Source organism: Spirosoma sordidisoli, from assembly GCF_004138325.1.
Lineage (GTDB): Bacteria > Bacteroidota > Bacteroidia > Cytophagales > Spirosomataceae > Spirosoma > Spirosoma sordidisoli.
Window position 1 is genome coordinate 1,843,921 of sequence record NZ_SBLB01000001.1, and the last position, 23,759, is coordinate 1,867,679.

Annotated in this window: 18 protein-coding genes and 1 tRNA gene; 9 read left to right on the forward strand and 10 right to left on the reverse strand. The window is 55.8% G+C overall.

The annotated features are described in order from the left end of the window. The first annotated feature begins 104 nt into the window (after positions 1–104). Positions 105–2,981 (forward strand): carbamoyl-phosphate synthase large subunit, encoded by a 2,877-nt coding sequence (gene carB / locus EQG79_RS07940; RefSeq protein WP_129601026.1) that lies wholly within the window; start codon positions 105–107, stop codon positions 2,979–2,981. Positions 2,982–3,251: 270 nt separating this feature from the next. On the opposite strand, the gene EQG79_RS07945 is transcribed toward carB, so the two are convergent. Both EQG79_RS07945 and EQG79_RS07950 read right to left on the reverse strand, forming a co-directional pair. After that, entirely contained in the window at positions 3,252–4,796 is a 1,545-nt protein-coding gene (locus EQG79_RS07945) for a DUF4394 domain-containing protein (RefSeq protein WP_317126241.1), read from the reverse strand. A 361-nt stretch (positions 4,797–5,157) separates the two neighbouring features. Beyond that, entirely contained in the window at positions 5,158–6,630 is a 1,473-nt protein-coding gene (locus EQG79_RS07950; protein WP_129601028.1) for a capsule assembly Wzi family protein, read from the reverse strand. Positions 6,631–6,762: 132 nt separating this feature from the next. On the opposite strand from EQG79_RS07950, the gene EQG79_RS07955 reads away from it, so the two are divergent. Beyond that, the gene (locus EQG79_RS07955) at positions 6,763–7,581 is read left to right on the forward strand and encodes an aldo/keto reductase (protein WP_129601029.1); all 819 of its coding nucleotides are present in this window, start codon (positions 6,763–6,765) and stop codon (positions 7,579–7,581) included. Between the two features lie 8 nt (positions 7,582–7,589). Here EQG79_RS07955 and EQG79_RS07960 read toward each other — a convergent pair whose 3' ends face one another. Continuing rightward, complete coding sequence (locus EQG79_RS07960; RefSeq protein WP_077920637.1) at positions 7,590–8,333, reverse strand: Nif3-like dinuclear metal center hexameric protein; 744 nt, start codon at positions 8,331–8,333, stop codon at positions 7,590–7,592. 35 nt (positions 8,334–8,368) lie between these two features. On the opposite strand from EQG79_RS07960, the gene EQG79_RS07965 reads away from it, so the two are divergent. The 5 genes from EQG79_RS07965 (at position 8,369) to EQG79_RS07985 (ending at position 12,760) form a co-directional block, all read left to right on the forward strand. Beyond that, positions 8,369–8,896: a dihydrofolate reductase family protein gene (locus EQG79_RS07965; RefSeq protein ID WP_129601030.1), complete on the forward strand. Its 528-nt coding sequence runs from the start codon at positions 8,369–8,371 to the stop codon at positions 8,894–8,896. A 278-nt stretch (positions 8,897–9,174) separates the two neighbouring features. Further along, positions 9,175–10,560, forward strand: coding sequence for an MATE family efflux transporter (locus tag EQG79_RS07970; RefSeq protein WP_077920635.1), 1,386 nt, complete (start codon positions 9,175–9,177; stop codon positions 10,558–10,560). 118 nt (positions 10,561–10,678) lie between these two features. Beyond that, positions 10,679–11,977, forward strand: coding sequence for a GTPase HflX (gene hflX / locus EQG79_RS07975; protein WP_129601031.1), 1,299 nt, complete (start codon positions 10,679–10,681; stop codon positions 11,975–11,977). 158 nt (positions 11,978–12,135) lie between these two features. Next, positions 12,136–12,207: transfer RNA gene (locus EQG79_RS07980), tRNA-Arg, on the forward strand. A gap of 112 nt (positions 12,208–12,319) precedes the next feature. Then, positions 12,320–12,760 carry a tyrosine-type recombinase/integrase gene (locus EQG79_RS07985; RefSeq protein WP_165358848.1) on the forward strand — a complete coding sequence of 147 codons (441 nt, stop codon included), beginning with the start codon at positions 12,320–12,322 and terminating at the stop codon, positions 12,758–12,760. Between the two features lie 140 nt (positions 12,761–12,900). Here EQG79_RS07985 and EQG79_RS07990 read toward each other — a convergent pair whose 3' ends face one another. The 7 genes from EQG79_RS07990 to EQG79_RS08020 form a co-directional block, all read right to left on the reverse strand. Next, positions 12,901–13,716: an SMODS domain-containing nucleotidyltransferase gene (locus tag EQG79_RS07990; RefSeq protein WP_129601033.1), complete on the reverse strand. Its 816-nt coding sequence runs from the start codon at positions 13,714–13,716 to the stop codon at positions 12,901–12,903. Positions 13,717–13,722: 6 nt separating this feature from the next. Further along, positions 13,723–14,502, reverse strand: coding sequence for a hypothetical protein (locus tag EQG79_RS07995; RefSeq protein WP_165358849.1), 780 nt, complete (start codon positions 14,500–14,502; stop codon positions 13,723–13,725). A 139-nt stretch (positions 14,503–14,641) separates the two neighbouring features. After that, positions 14,642–15,244, reverse strand: a complete 603-nt coding sequence (locus tag EQG79_RS08000; RefSeq protein WP_129601035.1) for a master DNA invertase Mpi family serine-type recombinase — start codon at positions 15,242–15,244, stop codon at positions 14,642–14,644. Positions 15,245–15,767: 523 nt separating this feature from the next. After that, the gene (locus tag EQG79_RS08005; RefSeq protein WP_129601036.1) at positions 15,768–15,986 is read right to left on the reverse strand and encodes a YgaP family membrane protein; all 219 of its coding nucleotides are present in this window, start codon (positions 15,984–15,986) and stop codon (positions 15,768–15,770) included. A 93-nt stretch (positions 15,987–16,079) separates the two neighbouring features. Then, the gene (locus EQG79_RS08010) at positions 16,080–16,736 is read right to left on the reverse strand and encodes an endonuclease III domain-containing protein (RefSeq protein WP_129601037.1); all 657 of its coding nucleotides are present in this window, start codon (positions 16,734–16,736) and stop codon (positions 16,080–16,082) included. Positions 16,737–16,751: 15 nt separating this feature from the next. Next, a complete protein-coding gene (locus tag EQG79_RS08015) occupies positions 16,752–17,981 on the reverse strand; it encodes an OmpA family protein (protein ID WP_129601038.1) in 1,230 nt (409 codons plus the stop codon). Positions 17,982–18,036: 55 nt separating this feature from the next. Further along, complete coding sequence (locus tag EQG79_RS08020; RefSeq protein WP_165358850.1) at positions 18,037–18,990, reverse strand: cyanophycinase; 954 nt, start codon at positions 18,988–18,990, stop codon at positions 18,037–18,039. 278 nt (positions 18,991–19,268) lie between these two features. On the opposite strand from EQG79_RS08020, the gene EQG79_RS08025 reads away from it, so the two are divergent. Then, on the forward strand, positions 19,269–22,343 hold the full coding sequence (locus EQG79_RS08025) for a SusC/RagA family TonB-linked outer membrane protein (protein WP_129601040.1): 3,075 nt from the start codon (positions 19,269–19,271) through the stop codon (positions 22,341–22,343). A 27-nt stretch (positions 22,344–22,370) separates the two neighbouring features. Beyond that, positions 22,371–23,735, forward strand: a complete 1,365-nt coding sequence (locus EQG79_RS08030; protein ID WP_129601041.1) for a RagB/SusD family nutrient uptake outer membrane protein — start codon at positions 22,371–22,373, stop codon at positions 23,733–23,735. Positions 23,736–23,759: the final 24 nt, after the last annotated feature.

Consider the following 23,759-nt stretch of genomic DNA (forward strand, 5'->3'; position numbering starts at 1 on the left):
GCGGGATTTTTGGCCATACGTCAGCCGTATTCGTAGGTCAATCCTGTACATTCCGGTACGCCGGCCGGTTCATTTTTCATTGTACATCATACATTACCCCCGCAATGCCCAAAAATTCTGCCATCCGCTCGGTTTTGATTATCGGCTCCGGCCCTATCGTCATCGGACAAGCCTGTGAATTTGACTATGCTGGTTCGCAGGCAGCCCGGTCCATCCGCGACGAAGGAATCGAGGTCAGTCTGATCAACTCCAACCCGGCCACGATCATGACCGATCCGATCAACGCGGATAACGTCTATCTGCTGCCGCTGGAGAAAAAGTCGATCGTCGACATCCTGAAAAAACACCAGGAGATGGGTCGCCCCATCGATGCCGTACTGCCCACTATGGGTGGCCAGACCGCTCTCAACCTCGCCATCGACTGCGATAAGGCGGGCATCTGGGAAAAGTATGGGGTGAAGATCATTGGCGTAGACATCAAGGCCATTGAGACCACCGAAGACCGGGAAAAATTCCGGCTGCTGATGCTGGAACTGGGCGCGGGCGTCTGCAAAGGCCGTACGGCCCGCTCGTTTCTGGAAGGAAAAGAAATTGCGCAGGAAATTGGCTTTCCACTCGTTATCCGGCCGTCGTTTACGCTGGGCGGTACGGGGGGCGGCTTCGTGAACCATCCCGACGACTTCGACAAGGCCCTCACCGCCGGGCTGCACGCGTCACCCGTTCATGAGGTGCTGGTCGAGCAGAGCGTTATGGGCTGGAAAGAATACGAGCTGGAGCTGCTGCGCGACAACAACGGTAACTTCATCATCATCTGCTCCATCGAGAACTTCGACCCGATGGGTATCCATACCGGCGACAGCATCACGGTGGCGCCGGCCATGACCCTGCCCGATACGCTGTACCAGAAAATGCGCGACCTGGCCATCCGGGTCATGAGTGGTATCGGTCAGTTTGCCGGGGGCTGTAACATCCAGTTTTCGGTCAATCCGCAAACCGACGATATCATTGTGATCGAGGTGAACCCACGGGTGAGCCGGTCGTCGGCGCTGGCCTCGAAAGCTACGGGATATCCCATCGCCAAGATTGCCGCTAAAATGGCCGTTGGCTACAACCTCGACGAGCTGATCAACCCGATTACGGGAACCACCTCGGCCTTTTTCGAGCCGGCCATCGACTACGTCATTGTTAAAGTACCGCGCTGGAACTTCGATAAGTTTCCGGGTGCCGACCGGTCGCTGGGCCTCCAGATGAAATCGGTGGGCGAAGCCATGGGCATTGGCCGGAATTTCCAGGAAGCGCTCCAAAAAGCCTGTCAGAGTCTCGAAATCCGGCGCAACGGCCTCGGCGCCGACGGCCGCGAGCTGACTGACCGCGAGGCTCTTACCCACAGTCTGGCCCACCCCAGCTGGAACCGGCTGTTCCATATCTACGACGCGTTCAAGGCCGGTATGTCGTTCCGGACTATTCAGCAGCTAACCAAAATAGATCCGTGGTTCCTGCACCAGATTGAAGAGCTGATTCTGCTGGAGCGCGAAATTCAACAGTACGACCTCGACGATCTGCCCCCCGAACTGCTCCGCACGGCCAAACAGAAAGGCTATGCCGACCGGCAGCTGGCCCACATCCTACAGGTTCGTGAAAGCAAAATCTACGACTACCGCCAGCGTCACAACATCCGGCGGGTGTTCAAGTGCGTAGACACCTGCGCGGCCGAGTTCGAAGCCAAAACGCCTTACTACTACTCGACCTTCAACAACCAGCTGCCCATCACCCTCGACCGGCCCGAGCCGGTATCGGATCTGCCGGGTAACGAGTCGGTCCGGTCGAACCGGAAGAAGATTGTGGTGCTGGGATCCGGTCCGAACCGCATCGGGCAGGGCATCGAGTTCGACTATTCCTGCGTCCACGGTGTGCTGGCGGCCAAAGAAGCGGGGTACGAGACGATCATGATCAACTGTAACCCCGAAACCGTCTCGACCGATCCCGACATTGCCGACAAGCTGTACTTCGAGCCGGTATTCTGGGAACACGTTCACGCCATCATCATGCACGAGCAGCCCGAGGGGGTTATTGTGCAGCTGGGTGGCCAGACGGCCCTCAAGATGGCGGAGAAGCTGACGCGCTACGGCATCAAGATCATCGGCACCAGCTGGGAAGCGCTCGACCTGGCCGAAGACCGGGGGCTGTTCTCGGGCATGCTCCGCGATCTGAACATTCCGTATCCGAAGTTCGGCACGGTTCGCGAGTCCGAAGCCGCGATCGAACTGTCGCGCGAGCTGGGTTTCCCGCTGCTGGTACGCCCGAGCTACGTACTCGGCGGTCAGAGCATGAAGATCGTGATCAACGAAAACGAGCTGGAGAGCCACGTGATGAAGATCATGCAGGATATTCCGGACAACAACATTCTGCTCGACCATTTCCTGGAGAACGCCATCGAAGCCGAGGCCGACGCCATCTGCGACGGAGAGAACGTGTATATCATCGGGATTATGGAGCACATCGAACCGGCGGGTATCCACTCCGGCGACTCGTACGCGCTGCTGCCCCCCTTCGACCTGAGCGAGCACGTCATCAACCAGATTGAAGAATACACCAAAAAGATTGCGGTCGCGCTCAAGACGGTTGGCCTGATCAACATCCAGTTCGCCATCAAAGACGAGCAGGTGTACGTGATCGAGGCTAACCCGCGCGCCAGCCGGACGGTACCGTTCATCTGCAAGGCGTACCAGGAGCCATATGTCAACTACGCCACCAAGGTGATGCTGGGCGACAAAAAGGTGACCGATTTCGATTTCAAGCCGGTCAAAAAAGGCTACGCCATCAAGATTCCGGTCTTCTCGTTCAGCAAGTTCCCGAACGTGAACAAGGAGCTTGGCCCCGAAATGAAATCGACCGGCGAAGGCATCTATTTCATCGATGACCTGACCGACGATTTCTTCCAGAAGGTCTACTCCGAACGGAATCTATACCTCAGCCGGTAAACCCGGCTCAGGCCCGGCATAAATGCCGGGATAACCAATGTATAAAAATGGCCCGGCATGAATGCCGGGCCTATTCATTTGCTGCCATCAATACGAATCCGGGATAACCGATCCGGGATGAAAAAAAATGGCCCGGCATGGATGCCGGGCCTATTCATTTGTTACCATCAATACGAATCCGGGCCCATTCTGACTATGAATAGGCCCGGATTTTAATCCGGGATAATCGATCCGGGATAAATCGATCCGAAATGGGTATCCCGGAATTTATTAGAATCCCAAACCGACGGCGAAACCACGAATCGTGGGATTGCCGGGCAGCATAGCGCCAGCCGTGACCGACGGGGCGGTCAGGTTTACGGTGTACAGGCGGGTCATGCCGTTCGACCGGAGGATAGCGTAGGCAATATTGCTCGTACCACCGATGTCAAAGCCATTGGCTCCTTCGAACGGCAGTCCCAGCAGACCATTACCGCCAACGGGTACCAGCGTACCGTTGTTCGGCGGGTTCTGGATGAACAACTGGCCGTTGGAGTTGCTGAGGCTATACAGCGTCGTTGTAGTAGAGCCCGCAAAGTTGTTGGTATAAGCCGCGCCGGTTGCGCCACCCAGCGAGCCGGTCAGCATACCGTCAACAGCCGCTACAGCACCGTTGTCAGGGTTCAGACGCAGGTTCTGGTTGCTGTTGCTGATGAGCCGGATGCGGTCAACGGTTGGGTTGAAATCGAAGCCGTAGTCACCCACGGTCAGACCGGGGCTAAATGGAGCACCTACGGCCATGGCAGCGCCATTCGACGTGTTGATGGTATAAATTCGGCTCGTGCTGCCCAGCGCGTAGAGTTGACCGTTAACCGGCCGGATGTCGATTCCATAAATATCTTCACCGGGCTGCAGACCGGTAATCTGCTTGGCAATGGGCGTCGGATTCATCGGGTTGAAAATCCACAGCATGTTCGACGACGTAACGGCGTAGGCAACCGGCTCCGTCGGGATGGCCAGGCCAACGATGCTCACGTTCGGCAGGTCGCCCAGGCGCTCGGCCGCACCGCTCGTCAGGTCGATCTGGTACAGGCCACGGGTGTTACCGCTGATCAGCGTCGCAATGGCGCTGCCATCCGGACCAATGTCGAAGCTACCCGTACCGGCAATATCGACGCCCAGTGAACCTACGAGTTCAAGCCGGCCATCGTTCGGTGGGTTCTGCCGGTACAGCCGGTCGGTAATCGGGTCGATGTCGTACAGGGTCGTGGTCGTAACGCCGGCCCGGTTGTTGGTATAGGCAACCGCCGTAACAGCCGCGCCCGCTGCGCCGTTGATAGCCCCGTCAACGTTAGCCACACCGCCGGTTTCGGGGTTGAGCCGCAGGTTCTGGCCCTGGTTGGTTACGAGCCGGATCCGGTCAACAGTCGGGTTGAAATCGAAGCCAATGGCGTCACCGTTGGTAGGTGGCATGAACGGACCGGCACCGATGGGCGTGGCTACGCCACTGTTCAGGTTGATAACGTACAGCCGGCTGTTGCTGCTAACGCTGTACAGCTGCCCCGTAGCCGGCCGGAAGTCGATGCTTACCAGCCGCTCCCCGCTTTGCAGGCCCGTAATGGTCATGGAGCTGCTGCTTACCGACGGATTCTGGGTGTTGAGCTTAAGCAGCTGATTGTTGTCCGACAGGACATAAAAGTCAAAGTTAGCCGACAGGCGGGCACCGGAAACGGTGGGCTCAACGGGTTGCAGCGCGTCGCGGCAGGAATCCAGAGTCAGGAGCGAGCCAATAGCCAGCAGGCTGGCGGCCATTCGGAGCTTTGTTCGGTACAGCATAGACATAAATGAAAAGTTTTTCTAGTACTAATTGATCATGAACAGGTTGCAACAACCTGCATGAGCCTATACGACCGAATCTGATGTCTGGATTTTATCGGGTTGAAAAAAGGTAAAAATTAATATTTCTCTAATAAAACCTACCTACAGGAAAGTACTCGTACGACCACCGAATCGGTATAGGTGAATGAATCATGAGGTTGAGACGCGACCGCCCGAGCCACCAGCGTGGTCCGTGTCCGCACCGGGACGCGCAGTCGGACCACCTATCCAGACGATTTTGCTGACGCGCAAGTGGTCCGTGAGGACACGGACCACGGTGACGGGTGACGACTGCCTGGCGGCCCACCAGCGCCCAAACCTACCAGCTCTTTTTCAGACTGATCGAACCACCCGTTGACGTCGGAAACAAATCACCCCGATCCAGGGCCAGTGCGGTTGTTAGCCACAGCGGAGCCTTTTTGTAAAGATTCCATTGCGCTGATAACAGGCCCGAAAACTGCCGGAATGCCGTTGGGTAAGGCTGCGTAAACGTGCCCCGGTTCCGGCTGTACGAGAGTCGCGTAGTCAGCAGCGGGCCGCGTCGGAAACGACCGCTACCTCCCCCATACCAGACCCTGACCCGGTTGTTCGGAAAATACCCTCCGCCGGTGAACGCGTTGACAGCCTCCGAAAACGACGCGCGGGGCGCAATGAATGGCGTGCCGAGCGTATGGCCGCGGTACGACCAGCCTTCGCGGTACTGGCTGTTGTTAAAATAGTTGTCGCCCCCCTGGTAGCGGGCCATCTGGTCGAACGTAGCTCCGCTCTGGTTGGTGGTACTGAGCCACTCCAGCACCACCCGCTCAACCCGGAATCGAACCGGGTTCGTCTGTTTGTTCAGAAACCGTAACCCCGTCAGCCCGTCGGGCACGTTCTGCAGCGCCAGCCCCGACGCGTCTTCGTACATATGCTGGTGGTACAGGAGCCAGCTCTCTCGACGGCCGGTCCAGGCCAGCGCCAGGTCGTAACTGCCGACGTGATTGCCGATCCGGTTGGTGCCGTCGAAGGTGGTGAAGCGGTTGTTTTGCAGGGCATCCGGGTAGCGGCCCGTGATCAGCGACAGATAGTCCCGAAACGAAGTAGGCAGGCTACCGTCTACCGACAGATCCGTACCGATCAGGTAATCGGCGCGGCCACCCCACTGCACCTGGTGATTCAGCCCAACGTATACATTCAGCCGCGCCTGGGGTCTTCCTATGCGGCCGTACAGGTATTTCTGGTGCAGGTAACTGCCCTGAATATAGCTGTTGACCAGCCAGCCGTGGGCGTAACCAGCCCGTACAGCGATGCGGTTTCGGGTAAACGCCAGCGGCACGAAGTCCGGCATGTGCAGCTGAACCTTCGGAAAAGGCAGCGCATTCCCCGACCAGGCCACAAAACCCGATGTCAGGAGCGTATCGCCCAGTCCGTATACTTCGCGCCGGTTGCCGCCAAAGAGCTCCAGCCAGCGGTAGCGGACAGTCACGTAGGCATCGGGCACCAGCAAAGCCGGCTGGTCGGGCAACGGGCGCGGCCCAGCGTTGGCAACGGCATACAGCCCGCCCCCCCAGTCGATCCGTTTTTTCCGGGTGGTGTCGGGTCGGGGCGCATACGGGCGGGAGATACCCAGCCGGAGCGTCCCGAACGACTCGCGCAGCGGCACCGTACCGTACTGGTTGGTACGCAGCCAGAAGGGGTTCTGGGCAGAAGACGCACCAAACCCACCCAGCTCGGCCGAGTACTGAACAGACTGCGCCGACCCAACCCGCAGCAATCCCAGCGCTATACTCCCAATCAGGTAAAATTGTCGCATACCGGACCTTTTGTCCACTTTCTCTATCTACGGAAGACCATAGATACTGAATTCATCTGACATTGGGATATACTCATTTTCTGAACTATTGACCGGTCAACGCTCTTATGCACACAAGACCGTTTTACCCGTATGACTATACCATCCGTTACCCTTAATAATGGCGTCGACATGCCCCTGCTGGGGCTGGGCGTTTATGCGCCCCAACACAACAGTGAAGTGCAGCAGGCGGTAGAATGGGCCCTGGAAGCGGGCTGCCGCCTGATCGATACGGCCTCGGCCTACGGAAACGAACGCGAAGTGGCCGACGCGCTCCGGGCGGCCAGCCTCCCCCGCAGCGAGGTGTTCATCACGACCAAAGTCTGGGATGACGATCAGGGCTACGACGCCACCCTGCGCGCCTTTGACCGGAGCCTGGAGAAACTGCAGCTCGACGTGCTCGACCTCTACCTCATCCACTGGCCGTCGAGTCCGCACCGGCTCGACACCTGGCGTGCGCTGGAAAAACTCTATGCCGACGGGCGCGTACGGGCCATCGGTGTTTCGAACTACTACCAACCGCATCTGGACGAACTGATTGGGCAGGCCACCGTTGTGCCGGCCGTGAATCAGGTCGAGTTCAGCCCCTACTGCTACCTGCCCGACGTGCTGGCGTACTGCCGTTCAAAAACAATTCAGCTCCAGGGATACGCTCCGCTGGTCCGGGGCGAGAAACGCAACGACCCGCCCCTGCTGGCGCTGGCCGAAAAATACAATAAGTCGACCTACCAGCTGCTGGTACGCTGGTCGGTTCAGCACGGCGTCGTTACGATTCCGAAGTCGGTCAAACGTGACCGCATCCGCGAGAATCTGGATGTGCTGGACTTTACGATCTCGGACGAGGACATGGCGCTGATGAACACCTTCTACGACAACACCCGCGTAGCCACCGACCCCCGCGAGATTCCGTAACCGGTTTGTCAGCGGCAGATGGTGGTCAGGTCCGGCCAGCGCTCGCGCAGGAGTTCAGCCAATGCCAGCAGACCCCACTCCTCGGTTCGGCGGTGGCCCACGGCAATGACGGCCATGCCGGTCTGGTTCACAGCGTCCTGCGCGGGTTTGCGGTACTGACCCGTCAGGTACAGCTCGGCCCCCGCTTCGGCAGCCTGCCGGATCAGCGTATCGGTCATAGCGCCAACCACCGCCAGCCGGGTTACATCGGTATGCCGCCCGGCTTCGGCCCGGTCGTACCCGGCAAACGCCCGGCTGATCGTGGCCAGCTGGGCGTCGAATTCGCGCATAGGCACGTCGATCAGCATCCCGATGGGTCGGGGGGGCAGCAGTTGCCCGCGCTCATCGGTAGCCTGTTTGGTACCCAGCGGCCGAACCGGGTCAGCCGCCCCCAGCAGCCGGGCCAGCCGATGGTTCAGGCCCATGGTCAGTGTTTCATCGAACGGCAGGTGATGATGCAGCAGGGCCAGACCCGCTGGTAGCTGCGACGCATCGAGCTGCCACGGCCGATGCAGCCACAGGGCGTCGAGCTGCTGCTCACGAACCCAGTTCAGGATGCCCGGAAACGGCTCCAGCGCTAGCCCCAGCCGACGAACGGGCCGGTCAGACGGACAGTCGATGCCGCCCTGTTCGCTAATCGGGTATCGCCCGGTGGCTAATTCGTGCCCGAGATAGTCGGCAATGTGATTGACAAGTAAGGGTTCTGCGCTCATATTTGCTTAACCGCCTGCCCGGCCTATAGTTCGTTATGCGAAAACTGATTCTTTACATCGCTACCTCGCTCGATGGGTACATTGCCCGCCCCGATGGCCGGGTCGACTGGCTCGAAGCCATCCCCAACCCCGATCTGCTCGACTACGGCTACGACGATCTGCTGGCCGGTATCGACACCACGCTGATGGGCAACAGCACCTATCAGGTCGTTCTGGGTATGGAGGGCGAGTTTCCCTATGCCGACAAGATCAACTACGTATTCAGCCGGTCGGCCCGGCCCGATGCACCCTATGTTCAGTTCGTAGCCGAAGACCCGGTGGCGTTTGTCAGGTCGCTGAAACAAACCGACGGCCAGGGCATCTGGCTGATTGGGGGCGGGCAGATCAACACCATCCTGCTGAACGCCGGCCTGATCGACGAACTCATCGTTTCGGTGGCGCCCATTGTGCTCGGCGCTGGCATCCCCCTCTTCGGCGACGGCGCTGCTGAGACCCCACTCACGCTGGTCAGCAGCCGGGCATTCGATACCGGATTTATCCAGATGATCTACCAACCAGCCTGAGATAAACAAGCCTTTTCAGGCTGTACGGGCCTGTTCTGGACCGCTGGCTCAATTCTGATTGGATTTCGAAAAAATAAACGCGTAGGTTTGCATCGCAAAACGCGGCCGCGCCAGCGGTCCACTAACGCCCATGAAGTTCCTCGGATAAGACCCTACGCAGGTCTTCTTTCTCTCCTCCAGTACCTCGCTGACCCTTCCGACAGGGCGGCCATTTCCATGTTTCATCATCCATAGGTTGCCGTTAGCCGGTTGGGCTATGGGTCAATCCGTTGTCATCAATGACCAGATTTTTCAGGTTATTTCTGGCTGCCCTGCGCGGTTCGGAAACCAATTTTACGTCCGGCAGTATCAACCGGGCCATTTTTCTGCTATCGGTGCCCATGATTCTGGAGATGGTCATGGAGTCGCTGTTTGCGGTGGTCGACGTGTTTTTCGTAGCCCGCATCGGTACCGAAGCCATCGCCACGGTGGGGCTGACCGAGTCGGTTCTGACTATCGTTTACTCCATCGCCATCGGTCTGAGTACGGCCGCCAGCGCGCTCGTTTCCCGGCGCATCGGCGAAGGCAACCCACGCGAAGCCGGTACTACGGTGGGGCAGGTCATCCTGGTATCGCTCACGATGGCGGTGCTGCTCGGCATACCGGGCGTGTTGCTGGCCGAAGATATCCTGCGGCTCATGGGTGGCAATGCCCAGCTGGTTGCCAACGGATCGGGCTTCACGCGCATGATCTTTGCCTCGGCCCCGGCCATCATTCTGCTCCACACGCTCAGCGGCAGTCTGCGCGGAGCCGGCGAAGCATCGCTGGCCATGCGCTCCCTCTGGATCGCCAACGGGGTCAACATCGTACTTTGTCCGGTGTTTATCTTCGGGTTTGGTCCCGTGCCGGCTATGGGCGTGATGGGGTCGGCGGTAGCCACCACCACCGGTCGGTCGCTGGGCGTACTGTACCAGCTCTACGCCCTGACGCGGACGGGTAGCTCGGTGCAGGTGCGGAAAGACGACCTGACGCCCGACACGGGTATTATCCGAAACCTGCTGAGCGTGGCAGCCGGCGGCACCGGACAGTTCCTGATCGGGTCGGCCAGCTGGGTCTTCCTGACGCGGCTGGTGTCTACCTTCGGCAGCGAGGTTGTAGCGGGTTATACCATTGCCATCCGGATTCTGGTCTTCACCATCCTGCCGTCTTGGGGTCTGGCCAACGCAGCGGCTACGCTGGTCGGTCAGAACCTCGGCGCCGGCCAGCCCGACCGGGCCGAAACCTCAGTATGGCGGGCTGCCTTCTGCAACATGGTGTTTCTGCTGCTGGTAGGCATCGGCTTTTATCTCGGTGCCCATGAGGTAGTTGGCCTGTTCGACCATGACCCGCGGGTGGTTGCCGTAGCCGTAGAGTGTTTGCGAGTGTTCTGCGTGGGGTATGTTGCCTTTGCGTATGGCATGGTTGTCAGCCAGGCCCTCAACGGAGCAGGCGACACCCGTACGCCAACGCTGATCAACATCGTATGCTTCTGGCTGATCGAGATTCCGCTGGCCTACGTGCTGGCCGAGCGGATGCAGTGGGGGCCGTCGGGCGTATTCTGGGCGGTGGCGTTCAGCGAAACGCTGCTGGCCGTACTGGCTATTCTGGTGTTCCGGCGCGGCCGCTGGAAACTGATTCAGGTATAGCCAGATGCAGGTGTAGAGGGCCTTCTGGGGGCGAAACTTTTACCCGGAATGGCCCGTTTATTCATAGTAGGCCAGTGACGTTTCATCACTGGTTTACACATACCACAGACATCAATTCATGAACGAAACCCATACACACCCGACAACCAAACCGGCCGAAACCGCCGTACTGGTTGCCCTCGTCACCCAGAAACAGACCGCCGACCAGACCAAAGAGTATCTGGACGAGCTGGCTTTTCTGGCCGAGACCTCGGGGATCATCACGAAGAAAAGCTTCACCCAGAAACTCGACCGCCCCGATACCCGCACCTTTGTGGGCAAAGGCAAGCTGGAAGAGATTCAGACGTATATACTCGACAACCCCGTCGATACCATCATCTTTGACGACGATCTGACCCCGGCGCAGGTGCGTAACCTCGAAGGACAGTTTACCGACGTTAAAGTGCTGGACCGTAGCCTGCTGATTCTGAACATCTTCTCGATGCGTGCGCAGACCGCCCAGGCCCGCGTGCAGGTCGAGCTGGCGCAGTATCAGTACCTGTATCCCCGACTGACACGGATGTGGACCCACCTGAGCCGGCAAAAAGGGGGCGCCGGGATGCGCGGACCGGGTGAAAAAGAGCTCGAAACCGACCGCCGGATCGTGAAAGACCGGATCGCGTTCCTGAAAGAGAAGCTGGCCAAGATCGACAAGCAGAGCGTAACCCGCCGGAAAGAACGCGACCGGCTGGTCCGGGTGGCGCTGGTCGGCTATACCAACGTTGGGAAGTCGACGCTGATGCGGACCATGGCCAAAGCCGACGTGTTTGCCGAAAACAAGCTCTTCGCTACCGTCGACTCGACCGTACGGAAGGTGACGCTGGGCAATATCCCGTTCCTGCTTACCGACACGGTTGGGTTTATCCGGAAACTGCCGACTACGCTCATCGAGTCGTTTAAGTCGACCCTCGACGAGGTTCGCGAAGCGGATATTCTGGTTCACGTAGTCGACGTATCGCACCCCAATTTCGAGGAGCAGATCGAAGTCGTGAACACCACCCTGGCCGACATCAAAGCCGCCGACAAACCGATGGTGCTGGTCTTCAACAAAATGGACCAGTTTACGCCGAAGGAAGAGTGGCTGGAGCAAAGCCTGCCAGACCCGGCCGATGATCCGTTTGGCGACGACGCGCCGGATGAGGTAGCCGTACCGGTAGCGGTACGCCGGCAGACCGCGCTCGACTTCCTGAAGAAAACGTACCTGACTCACAAAGCCGATCACGTCGCTTTCATTTCGGCACAGACCGGCGAAAACGTGGGCGAACTGCGCGAGCTGCTGTATAAGCTAGTCAGGGAGAAGCACTATCAGATCTATCCGAACTGGGTCAACGTGCCCCTGGCCGAATCGGCCGAGTATGGCGATGGTTTGGCAGGTTAACGGATTTTCGACAAATTTGCATAGTTCAAACCTAAAAGGTTTCCCCAAACCTTTTAGGTTTTTATTTGGTACCCCGGGCAACGGTTCGCCCGCTTCCGGGTTTCTGCAGCTCGGGCTGGGCCGGTCCTTTCTCCTGCCCGGCTCAGCTACCGGCAACAGGTCCCGTAGTTCAACGGATAGAATAGACGTTTCCTAAACGTTTGATATGGGTTCGATTCCCGTCGGGACCACGAAACAGAGTAAAAAGGCCGTTTCCACGATGGAAATGGCCTTTTTCTTTTCCGAATTCCTTTCCGAATAAACTTTTTGACCCTCTATTTTCCGATTAGCTGTTTTACAGGTTTGCGGATTAGCGACGCGAAGGCCGTCGCCCACGACAATCTAAAGGGCGACTGGCTGGTCATAAAGCCCCACAAAAGCCGCCGATTTCAGAAGGTCGTCCGGATCCCGTTGCACCCGCTGGCGAAAACGCTGGTAACGACGACGTTAGGCCGCCTGTTTGAAACTTATTCGGATCAGTATACAAACCGCTTATTGGCCGGGATCGGCGAAGCCGCTGGCGTCGATTTTAAGATTACGACCCATACCGCCAGGCATACGTTCGACACCCTATTTATAGAATTAGGGGGCGACGTGGTTACGCTGAAAGAGTACATAGGACACAGTAAGATCGAAACGACAATGAAGTATGTACACATCAGCGAACGCCGAAAGAAGGAAAAGATCAACGTGTTCGACAGGATTTTTACAAAACACAAAAAGGGGGGTCAGGGGGCCGCGTAATCAGTATGTACTTACCGTCACCTAATTAAAAAGCCGTTCTGGCCGCCTGAAGCCATACTTTTACAAGTGAAGATCTTAACCGTTAGGTTAAATTAAAGGATGAATAATGCAAAGAAGCCCGGTAATACCGGGCTTCTTTCTTAAAAGCTATCTTTATTAATAGGCAAGATGTGAGCTAGCCATCCAACAGCTGTTAATGGCCTATCTGTTTGCAGTGCTTCGTCAACCCTTTCGATATTACTCTGCAATGCCTGTATCTTATTAATTGTATTTTGCGAATATCCCTTCCCGTATATTAAGAGTTTTTGAGCTGCATATATAAATCCAGATTGAACGTTGTCACCCAAAAAACTCATACTTGCTACTTCTTGCTCTAACTTATATGGAGAGATAGGAAAGCCGACCTTGGCATTCCATGCTTTCATCAATCTTATAATTGGCTTCACAATATATCCATACTTAACATTTGACGATGAAAGTGTGGCATTAAATCCTAAAGGATCTGTTGTTTGCCACTGCGAGTCATTTAAGGGAATGTATGTATTTTGACTATAAAATGAGCTTACTTTGATTACTGGAACAAGGTCATAATTTATATGCTGTAATTCTAGCACAACTACAGGCGAATCTCTGTAAGAAATAGATCTACTGTAATATGTCTCTGAAAAAGTAATTAGATAATTCCTTAGTGTTCTAGGCGTAACATTCAAATCATCCCTATTCCAAACAATCATAAGATCTACATCAGAATAAGGATCGTATATTCTTGGCAAAATTGTCCCGCGAGTATATGAGCCAAATTTTTCGACGTTTCGAATATCTCCTTTAAAAGAAGCTATTAATCTAGTAGAAAGATTATTCACTGACGTTCTGATCTTCTCTCCTTCCGCATCGTTTACACCTACATAAAGTGAAGAAGCAAAAGCTGCTAGTTTTGCATTAATTGATACCGACATTCCCTTTTATTTTATGTGCAGATTAGATTTAATTTCTTCCCACTCCAACGATAACTCTTCATTAAGGCTTTGAAATACAGGGACATCCAATGGAACCTGTAGTCTCGAAAGCATAGATTCATATATCAGCCAGTATCTCATTATTTCAGGAATCTGGGATACATGATCTTCATTTATATTAGTTGTTCTAAATAAATTATTCCAACCTTCATATATTGCTTTTGACTTATTATGCAATATTATATACTTTATAAAATCAACAGCTACTACTGTCGAAAACAGTAACTGTAAAGCTGGCAGAGCAATTGGCTGGTCTTTCCAACCAAATATCGCTAAAATAATTACTACTGCTAGAACTAATACAAGAGGTATTATCTTTTTGGGTAGCATTGCTTTAGATACTCTAAATGTAAATAAGGAATTCTCAAAAAGATTTACAGCAGCTTTATAAATACCTATACCGATGTTATCATTAGTGTAATAGTCAACTGAATTTCTAGACAGAATATGTGTACCAAACGCATTATCTAGAAAATCAGCTTTTCTTTTTTCTTCTACCCCTGGAACAATAAAGTATTCAATATAAACATCTAATATTGAGTATAAGATTAAGGAAATAAATGTCACAACAATGACAATATTTCGAAATATCGAATAATTGTCCGTATTAGGAATAACTAAAATCAGAATTGGCAATAAAGTATTCATATAAAATAATGACAGAGCAAACTTTCTCCAAGTCTCCAATGACTTAAAATCTTCGTAGTGTGGTACGTATTTTGCCATTTATTTACTTCATTTTATTTAGATACAACCTTTCATCACATATATCTGATTCATCAAATTCACGTGAAGGGGGCATTTGATTGAATTATAAGCATAATATGATTTTATGAACTAATTACTCCTTTTGATTACAAGGATGTTATTGGATTACTCTGCGTCTATTAATAAAAGCGGCTACTGTTTGGCGATTCACTTTAAGTATCCTAGCAATCGCAGAATGACTTACGTTGTTTTTCAGTAGTTCCCGTATCGTTTCCTCCTGGCCTGACAATTTTACCGTACTCGAAAGGGATCCTTTTCGTCGGCCCAGTTGAACGCCTTCAGCTTTGCGCCTGGCCAGGCTTTCTTTAGTACGCTGGCTGATCAGCTGGCGCTCAATTTCTGCCGACAACCCGAAGGCGAAGGCCAGCACTTTCGAATTAATGGTATTACCCAGCGTATAGCCTTCTTTGATCGATATAATGACCGTATCCTTTTCCATGCAGGAATGAAGGATCGACATGATTTCGAACAAGGATCGGCCAAGACGCGACAATTCTGTAATGTACAGCTGATCGCCCGCCTTCATGCTGATCAACACGTCGCCCAGCTGGCGGTCGTTTGCCTTCTTGGTTCCCGAAACCGTTTCTTCGATCCATCGATCAATTTGAACGCGATCCTGGTCAGCTTTCTTCAGGATTTCGAAACGTTGGTTTTCCACCGACTGACGATCTGTAGAAACCCGGATGTAGGCAAAATTTATAGGATTTAAGTGGGTGTTGGAGTAAACCTATTTCAGCCATTAATATACGCAATTATTGCCAGATTTAATTTTGATTTATATACGTTATTGTTAGCCATACAAAACGTCGCTTTATACTATACGGTCATTTCTTAGCCTTGACATTTCTGTACAAAAAATGGTTTGCACAGCTGTGCAAACCATTTTTTGTTGTTCCCCCTGGATGCGTGCTCAATCTTACGGACGCTGCCCGGTACGACTTCTGGCTTTACAGGATCGACTAACCCCGTGTGTTCTGCTCCGCGTAAGCGGAACGGTCGTGCCGGATCGTTGTCGACGGCCAGTGTTGATCCACTTCTTCAACTTGCTTTTTATAGGTGCTCACCCGTTCGCTGGTCAGGGCGTATGCAGGGCTGGCTTATTTTATACCGGCCTCCCTAAACAACCCTGTCAGGGGTAAACCCACTGACAGGGTTGATAATACGATCGCTCGCCAGACCTTGTCGGTGGGTTTACCCCTGACAGGGTCGAGTCGACAACTGCCTCATTTGGCCGAACTCGTTTTTCGGCGGTTGGTGCGGAGGCCGAGGACCGTGTAGAGGGGGCATACGCCGGTCATACTGGTCAGGGCAAAAACAACGGCCACAATGCCCAGCACAATGGCCCATAGGCCCGTGACGAGTTGTGTGACAATGAGCAGAACGACGATGGCGGCTATCGACAGCCGGATGCGTTTGTCTAGAAAACCCATGTTCGTTTCCATGTGATTAATGAGCCTGGTTGAGCCAGCAAGGTACGCAGCCGCCGAGGTTCACGTCTGTGACTTTTATCACACGCAATCCTGATTGTTAACCCCTTACCGATGCCGGTCTACACCCACCTGCTCACAGTAGTCGAGTACCGGGCAGGTAGAACAATGGGGCAGGGTGCCGGTGCAGATATGTTTACCGAAGGGCATCAACAGCCGGTTTATGTTCACCCACTGCTCGCGGGGCACCTGCTTCTCCAGCACCTTCAGGGTCTGCTCGGGTTGTTTGGTCTGGACGTAGCCCCAGCGGTTGACCACCCGGTGTACGTGCACATCCACGCTGATAGCCGCCTGACCCGTGGCTACCCCCAGTGCCAGATTCGCACACTTTGGCCCCACCCCTTTCAGCGAGGTCAGCGTTTCGTAGTCGGCCGGTAACTGCCCGCCAAATTCGTTGACGATCCGTTCGGCAATGCCGTGCATCGTATAGGCCTTCTGGTCGGGGTAGGTAGAGCCGTACAGGCAGGCCGTCAGGGTCGGGATATCCAGGGCCAGCAGCTGCTCCGGCGTGCGGGCCTGCTCGAACAGGCGCAACGATACGGGTATGGTTGTTTCGTCGAGCGTCCGGATCGACACGATGCAGGAGATCAGCTGCTCGAACAGGCTGTCGTAGCCACGTTCGGCCAGCTCGAACATGGCCGCTTTGGGGTATGGCCTGATGGCCTCGTCGATACGCGACAGAACAACGTTGAGGTCAAACGACATAGGTAGAGTCTCGGTTTACACCGTTACAACTACCATCTCGACCCGCCGGTTTTCGGGCCGCTCTTTCAGGCTGCGGTTGGTGTTGATGGGCCGCGACGGACCGTAGCCGACCGTTTCGATCCGCCCGGCAGCAATCCCTTTGCTGACCAGATACCGCTTCACCGCGTTGACCCGGTTGCGCGACAGCTCCACGTTGGCATCGAAATCACCCACGGTATCGGTATGTCCTTCGAGCCGGATCTGCATGGTCGGGTTATCCTGCATAACGGTCACCAGCCGGTTGAGCTCCGGAAACGACTCGGGTTTGAGATCGTATTTCGACACGTTGAAATAGATATTACGGAGCGTGACCGTGGCGCCGGCCTCAATGGGTACCAGGTCGAAGTCGCGGGTAAGGTTGATCCGGTTCGTTGCCAGCGTATCGCTCTGGCTGAAATAGCCCGGCGCCGAGGCCGTAACGGCATAAACGCCCCGCCGGTCGACAGGAATCTGGTACTTGCCGGTCAGACTGCCGCTCAGCACCGAGTCGGCGGGGTCGTCGCCTGCAGCTTCGGCGCCCGAGATCAGCTGGTAGCTAACCGTGGCCGTTATGGGTTTGCGGCTTTTGGCGTTGCGCGTAATACCGGTTATCGATATACTGGCCGGAACGGGAGCCGGCGTTACGGGAGCCGGGGTTTTGGTTTCGGGGGCAGACTGAGGCAGGCTACGCGGCCGGGGCGCCGGCGTTACGGCCCCCTGCGGACGCGGACTCCGTTTGGCGTAGGTATCCTTGGGCGGGCGGGGCGGGTTGATGATATGCACCCCCCAGAAGTTGAAACAAACGTATCCGTAGCTGTCCTTGCACTCGAACAGGTCGAATACCGTGTAGCCCGGATCGATGCGCTCGAAATACGCTACAAAATCGACCGACTCGCCAGGGGTAACGCGCCGACGGGTTTCGAGCGGGATGTTCTCGGCCCGTACAAACTTGTACGACCGTTCGCCCTGATTGACATACAGGCGCGACGACGGCTGAAACCCAATGGTACTGCTGATGGTCCGGTCTGGAATCTGCCGGCGGCTACCCGCGGCCTGAAATTTCATGTACAGGATCGTGTACTGATCCGTCAGCTCGACCCGTTGAATCGACACATCGGTATCGTTTACGTCGTCGACGCGGGGCTTCGGTGTGGTATACTGAACCTGAGCCAGCAGGTCCGGTGCCCACACCAGCCCTACCAGCAGGGCAAGTAAATAGCGGTTCATGATCGTTGTTTACGAGAAGTGTTCTTCTCTAAAACGTTGGACCAGGCCGGGTAGTTTATGGTTTAATCAATTGCCCGTTTTCGGCATACCAGTACGTTACACCTGTCGGATCGGCAGGCTGGAACGTGCGCAGATCGAAACCGGCCGTACCCGTCTCGGCACCCGCTACCCGCACCACCCGTACGGCTCTGGCGCCGGCTTTCCAGGTGAGGGGCTTACCGGGCGTACACGTTTCGGGCAATGTGGCCGCGGCCTGCAGGAAATAGGCGTTGCCCTGCCCGAATACCAGCGTTTTGCCGTCGGGCAGCACACAAACGGCCGTTTTTTCGTCGACGCCGATACCCCGGGGTTGTTGGGTCTGAGCCGCAGCGCGGGCCAAAAACGTCAGGTGTCGGCCGTGCCGGTTGCGGTTGGTATAATGCTGGTCGGTGATCAGGTTGGCCAGCAGCGGGTGTTTCAGAAAATCAGCATACCCCAGCGTAACCCGCTGATCGAACGGGTTGGCCAGCGCTTCGTCGGAAACGATTGAATCGTGCAGCGCCGAAAAATAGATCTGCCCCAGAATAGCACAGCCAGCGCTGGTGCCGCCCAGCACCGCTCCCGCCCGGATGCGTTCGTTCAGGGCATCGGCCAGCGGGGTTGCCCGGTAAAAGTTGACGTAGTTGGCCTGATCGCCCCCAGCGAAGAAGATCGCTTCGGCCTGGCGCACTTTCCGGACAATATCGGCATGGTGGGCCAGCTCACGCGTGTTTACCAGTATCGTCTCGACGGAGTTGACGCGCTCACCCAGCCGGCTGAACAGGTAGTCGTTATAGCCATTACTGCCCGACGCCCTGATAATGAGCACATCGCCGTGGTTGCTGCGCTGCAACAGCCAGCGCATGGCCGCGTCGACATCGGTACTTCCGCCGGCCAGTACAAGCCCGCCCAGCGGTTGTGTCTGTACATCGGCCGTATCGCCCGTTACCCAGGCCGTATAGGCCGCTGGCCGGAGGTCGGGCGTGGACACAAGATTTCCACAGCCTATCCATAAGCAGGCGGGTAACCACAGGAAAAAGCAAACCAGTCGAATCATAAACGCCTTAATCGTACGGAAACACAAAGTTAGTATACTTCAGCATTTACTTAATCTATTTTACAACTATACTATTGTATAATATTTGGTATAATTCTATTTAAGCGCATAATAATTCTGATATATGCATGTATTACCGACCATGATATCCTTTATAAATCAATAGACAAACGTTACTTTTGCGGTTATTGTTGAATTAACCACTTCATATTATGAGTAAAATTCTACGAATTGTACTGCCATTGCTCGTTCTGGCCGTACAGATGGGTCACGCACAAACCCGCTCTGTTTCGGGGCGGGTTACGTCGTCAGATGATAATGCAGCCTTACCAGGGGTATCGGTCAGTGTAAAAGGCCGAACCACGGGTACGCTGACCGATGCCAATGGCAACTATGCTCTCAACGTTGACGATGACGCTACACTTATCTTCAGCTTTATTGGCTTCGCCAGTATCGAAGAGCAGGTAGGTTCCCGTTCGGTTATCAACGTGAAACTGCAGGCCGACGTCCGCAACCTGAACGAAGTCGTCGTCACGGGTTATGGGCAGCAAATCAAGCGCGACCTGACCGGTAACATTGCCAAGATTCGCCCGGCCGATATCCAGGATCAGCCCGTAACCACCTTCGACCAGGCCATACAGGGCAAGGCTGCCGGGGTGCAGGTCAACTCGGGCAGCGGTAAACTGGGCCAGGGGATTCAGGTACGGGTGCGGGGCCAGTCGTCGGTATCGGCCTCCAACCAGCCGCTGTACGTGGTTGACGGCACGCCGGTAACGACCGATAACCTCTCGTTCAATGCCGCAGCCACCAACCCCCTGAGCGACATCAACCCACAGGATATCGAGTCGATCGAAATCCTGAAGGATGCGTCGGCGGGTGCTATTTACGGCTCGCGGGCGGCCAACGGCGTGGTGCTGATTACGACCAAAAAAGGCCGCGCCGGTCGCACCAACGTGACGTTCAGCGCGCAGGCCGGTTCGAGCGAGCCCACCCGGAAGGTGCAGTTCCTCAACACCCAGCAGTACGTAGATTTCTACCGCCAGGCCGCAGCCAACTCGGACCGCATCGACGGCTACGCAGCCAACGACCCCGATTCGTATACGACATACATGGAAGATTTCTTCCTGACGCAGGGACTGGGCACCTTCGGCACCGCCAATCAGGCCAGCACCAACTGGGGCGATCTGGCTTACCAGGATGCGCCCTTCCAGCAGTATGATATGAACATCAACGGCGGTAACGACAAAACGACGTTCTACCTGTCGGGCCAGATTCTGGATCAGAAAGGGATACTGATCGGCAACGCCCTGACGCGTTACTCGGGCCGGGTCAACATCGACCATAAGATTTCGGATCGGTTCCGGGTTGGTTTCAACACCGGTCTGTCGCGCACGTTCAACCAGCGGCTCTCGGGCGACCGTCAGTTCGACAACCCGGTTCAGATGGTGGCCCTGCCGCCGATGACGCCTTCGACGGACCCGGCCACCGGGCTGCCCGCAGGTACTCCCCCCGGCGACATCTCGATTCCTTATTACTACAACCCGATCGTGAATCTGGGTAACTCGAACTTCAACACCACCGTATACCGTAACATCAGCAATGTATACGGCCAGTTGGGTATCGTTAAGGGCCTCACCTTCCGGACCGAATTTGGTATCGACGTGCTGAACCAGCAGGAAGAGCTGTATTACAGCAGCAAAACCCAGCGGAACAGCGGCTCGCCCCTGGGCGAAGCCTCGAACCGGTACGTACGCGTCGAAAACTACACGACCAACAACTTCTTTAACTACGGCACCAGCTTCGGCCGCAGCGTGGTCGACGGCGTACTGGGTATGTCCTATCAGCAGTCGCAGCGGAAAACCAGCCTGGCCGAAGGACAGGATTTCCCCTCAGACGCCTACAAGCAGCTGGCCAGCGCAGCGCGCAAAACCAACGCCAGCTCAACCCAGACGGACTACCGCTTCCTGTCTTACTTCGTTCGGGCCAACTACAAGTTTGCCGACCGGTATCTGCTGGGCGTCAGCGCCCGGATTGACGGTTCGTCGCGTTTCGGGCAGGACAGCCGCTACGGTTTCTTCCCGGCGGTATCGGCGGGCTGGGTACTGACCGAAGAAAACTTCCTGAAGAACATCTCCGGCATCAGCTTCCTGAAACTCCGCGCCAGCTACGGCCGCACCGGTAACGCCGAAATTGAAAACTTCCCGCAACTGGGTCTGTTCACCGGCGATGGCGGCTATGCGGGCCTGCCCGGTCAGCGGCCCTCGCAGCTGGCTAACCCCAACCTGAAGTGGGAAACCACCGACCAGGCCGACATAGGTCTTGATTTCGGGTTCCTCAACAACCGGATCAACGGCGAAATCGACTACTACAACAAGCAAACAACGGGACTGCTGCTGAACGTAAACGTGCCGGGCACAACCGGCTTCTCTACCCAGTTCCGGAACGTAGGCAGCCTGGAAAACAAAGGGTTCGAGTTTGTCCTGAACACCGAAAATACCACGGGTGCTTTCCGCTGGACAACGAGCCTGAACGCGTCGACGAACCGCAACAAAATCACGAACTTACAGGGTCAGATTATCGAAGGTGGCCTGAACGCCATGAGCCGGGCCGTTGAAGGTCAGCCCCTGGGCGTGTTCTTTACGCCCGAATACGCGGGGGTCGATCCGGCCAACGGAAACGCCCTCTGGTACAAGAATACCACCGGTACGGACGGTTCTATCGACCGCACCACCACGAGCACCTACAACCAGGCGCAGCGCGTAGTGGCAGGCAGCCCGCTGCCGAAGTGGACGGCTGGCGTTACCAACACCTTCAGCTACAAAGGGTTTAGCCTGAGCGTCTTCTTCAACGGGGTATTCGGCAACAAGATCAACTTCTACGGCGTAGGTCGTTTCTCGTCGGCCAACGGTCGCTTCGAGGATAACCAGACCGTTGATCAGCTGGCCGCCTGGACTCCGCAGAACACCAACACGACGGTACCGGAAGCCCGTCTGTTCTTCAACAACGGAGCCCAGCCATCAACCCGCTTCATTCTCGATGGCTCGTTCGTTCGGCTGCGGAATGCGACGCTGGCTTACAACCTGCCCAAGAATCTGATCAGCCGGGCCAAGCTCAACAACGTACGGATATTCGTAACCGGCCTGAACCTGCTGACCTTCACCAACTATGCCGGCTGGGACCCCGAGGTTAACGCCGATGACATCGTTACCAACATTGCGCAGGGCTACGATTTCTACACGGCTCCCCAGGCCCGCACCATCACGGGTGGTATCAACATCGGATTTTAAGCAATCGACAAACGGACATTTCAGATTATGAATACATACATAAAAAACGGATTGCTGGTTGGTTTGAGCACCCTGTTGCTGACCGCCTGTAACGACCGCCTGACCGTACAGCCAACCCAGAGTATCGACGCCAGCCAGGCGCTGAACACCGAACGGGACGTACAGATTACCCTTACCGGCGCCTATGACGGCATCAGCGATGTGAACCTCTACGGGGGCGGTATCCAGTATACCGGCGAGCTGCTAGGCGACAACCGCGATGTGGTCTTCGGAGGAACGTTTACCACGCTCGATGAACTCTGGCGCAAAACCGTCACGACCACTAATGTGGACGTGCGCGACCTCTGGCTCGACAGCTACAACGCCATCAACCGGGCCAATAACGTACTGGCCAACCTGGATAAGGTCAGCGCAGCCAACCGGAACAACTACGAAGGGCAGGCTCGCTTCCTGCGCGGCTCGCTGTACTTCGAACTGGTGAAGTTTTACGGCAAAAGTTTCAACGACGGTACGCCCGCCAGCAACCTGGGGGTACCGCTCGTGCTGACGCCCACCGCAACGATTGGCGACGCCGACAGCCGCCCGCGGAACAGCGTGGCCGAAGTATACGCGCAGGTGCTTGACGATCTGACGAAAGCCGAACAGTTGCTGCCGGCCAGCCAGCCCGCTTCCTTTGCCGGTACGGCCGACCCGAAAGGCTTTGCCAACAAGGTGGCCGCCCAGGCTATGCTGGCTCGCGTGTATCTGCAACAGCAAAACTTTGCCGGTGCCCGCGATGCCGCCAACCGCGCCATCACCGCCGGTACGTTCTCGCTGGCCAGCACCTTTGCCGGTGCCTTCACCGATACCTCGCCTGAAACGATTTTCAAGGTGCTGGTTACCGATCAGGACGGCAGCAACGCACTCAACACCTACTACGGATCGACCCGCGTGTCGGGCCGGGGCGATATCCGGGTGCAGACCAAATTCCGCCAGCTGTACGAGGCTGCCGATGTGCGGGGCCAGTTCTTTACGACCGTCAACAATAACGTGTTCACGAATAAGTTCAACGACCGTTTTGGCGATGTGCCGGTTATCCGGCTGGCCGAGATGTACCTGGTCCGGGCCGAAACGAACCTGCGCCTGAACACCACCGTCGGCGCCACTCCGCTGGCCGATGTGAACCTCATCCGCGCCCGGGCCGCTGCGCCCGCACTCACCAGCGTGAACCTGGCGGCCGTGCTGCTCGAACGGCGGCTGGAGCTGGCCTTCGAAGGGCAGCAGATTGCCGACATCAAGCGTACGGCCGGCACCGTTGGTACCACGCCCTACAACGCCAATAACCTCGTACTGCCCATTCCGCAGCGCGAGATCGACACCAACAAACAGCTGACCCAGAACCCCGGTTACTAACCGTCAGTTGTTCCACAAAAAAAG